At 42.6% G+C, this 1,191-nt stretch carries 1 protein-coding gene; it reads left to right on the top strand.

Translation table 11 applies throughout. The features are described 5' to 3' along the window. The first annotated feature begins 209 nt into the window (after positions 1 to 209). The gene (locus R7F64_RS23740; RefSeq protein WP_033906599.1) at positions 210 to 1,166 is read left to right on the top strand and encodes an IS110 family transposase; all 957 of its coding nucleotides are present in this window, start codon (positions 210 to 212) and stop codon (positions 1,164 to 1,166) included. The last annotated feature ends 25 nt before the right edge of the window (positions 1,167 to 1,191 follow it).

The following is a 1,191-nucleotide window of genomic DNA, read 5'->3' as shown; positions in this document are numbered from 1 at the left end:
TTGTATGGATAATAAGTACTCCAATCGGGTAAGGTGAGACCCAGACTTTAGCTGCAACTAAAGTTCTTCTATCTGGTAGTTCGATTGAACGATGGCTCCTCAATTGAGAGACCGGTAACAAGTACGAACGCCAGATAGAACTCCAAGCACCACACTCGAATAGTCTTCTGGGTCTCGAGCCCGCATTTGCAAGCAAGAGTTAGCTTATTATGAATACAAACACACTTCAAAACATTAATGTCGGCGTTGATACTGGTAAGTCACAATTAGACATCTACATCCGACCACTCGATATTTACTTCACTGTCCCGAACACCGAAAAAGGCATCAGCGATGCCATAAAAACCATTAAGAAACACAAACCTCAACGTGTCGTCATCGAAGCTACAGGTCGATTAGAAATGCCTTTTATACTCGCCTGTGACAAAGCCAAATTACCTTATGTTATTGCCAACCCACTACGTATTAAAAGGTTTGCTGGTGCCATTGGTCAACGAGCTAAGAACGACCGTTTAGATGCCGCTCTCATCGCACATTATGCCGAACGTGTTCAGCCAGAACTGACCAAACTAAAAAGCGAAAACATACGCCTTATGAGTGACTTAGTCACAAGGCGTAACCAGCTACTCACCATGCAAACCATGGAAAGAAACCGACTACAAATATTACCTAAGAATATCTCGTCTACGATTACCCCTATCCTTACCGCCCTGAAAAATCAGATTGAAAAAGTAGAAGCAAAGATAGCGAAACTGATTGAGAGTTGTCCTGAGTATCAAGCCAAAAATACTATTCTCCAAAGCATGCCTGGTGTTGGTAAAGTCCTTGCTGCCTCCCTAATTAGTAATGTACCCGAGCTGGGCTTTATCACTAACAAACAAGCTTCTTCTCTCATTGGTGTCGCACCAATAACAAGAGAAAGTGGCCGCTTTAAAGGTAAGCGGCTGATACAAGGAGGGCGGTCTCAAGTTAGGACCGTTATGTATATGGCGATGATGTCGGCTATCCAATGCAACCCTGTTTTCAAAGCAACTTATGAACGACTACTTACGGCAGGAAAACCGAAAAAAGTTGCCATTGTTGCCTGCATGAGAAAGATGGTTGTTATCTTAAATTCAATGCTAAGAGATGGTGTTATGTGGGATACAGATAGCCTCAAAAATTAACTATTGACGCCATAGTCTCTTGTTA

Source organism: Vibrio sp. Vb1980 (assembly GCF_033338615.1).
Lineage (GTDB): Bacteria > Pseudomonadota > Gammaproteobacteria > Enterobacterales > Vibrionaceae > Vibrio > Vibrio alginolyticus.
The sequence above is the reverse complement of the archived record's forward strand: the minus strand, read 5'-3'. Positions and strand labels throughout refer to the sequence as shown.